General features: G+C 76.8%; 1 pseudogene. It reads left to right on the top strand.

The annotated features are described in order from the left end of the window. Nucleotides 1–406 (top strand): annotated as a pseudogene (locus OOT08_RS00665) (ABC transporter ATP-binding protein); the annotation flags it as partial.

The following is a 406-nucleotide window of genomic DNA, read 5'->3' as shown; positions in this document are numbered from 1 at the left end:
TGACCTCGTCGCGGGATACCGGGTGATCCGCGGGATGCACGCGCAGGGCACCGCCGCGAGCCGCTACCGGGCGGTCAGCCGGACCGCGCTCCGCGGCACCCTCGCGGCGCGCGCCGCTCGGGCCGCCTACGTCGGCCTCTCCGCGGCGATTGCGCAGCTCTTCGCGGCCGGGGTCGCCCTGAGCGCGGGGCTGCTCGCCTTCGCCGGGCAGATCAGCGCGGGGGAGCTCGTGACCGCGGCGGGCGTGGCCGTGGTGCTCATTCGGCCCCTGGAAGCGCTCGTGGGCACGCTGGGCACGTTCTGGGCGATCTCGCAGGCCTCCGCCGATCGGCTCCTGACCCTGCTCCGGGCCGAGCCCAACCCCGCCAGCCTCGGCGACGCCCAGGGTCCTCGTGGCGCTGGCGCT

It is taken from the genome of Leucobacter sp. M11, assembly GCF_035726885.1.
GTDB lineage: Bacteria > Actinomycetota > Actinomycetes > Actinomycetales > Microbacteriaceae > JAPFRB01.
The sequence above is the reverse complement of the archived record's forward strand: the minus strand, read 5'-3'. Positions and strand labels throughout refer to the sequence as shown.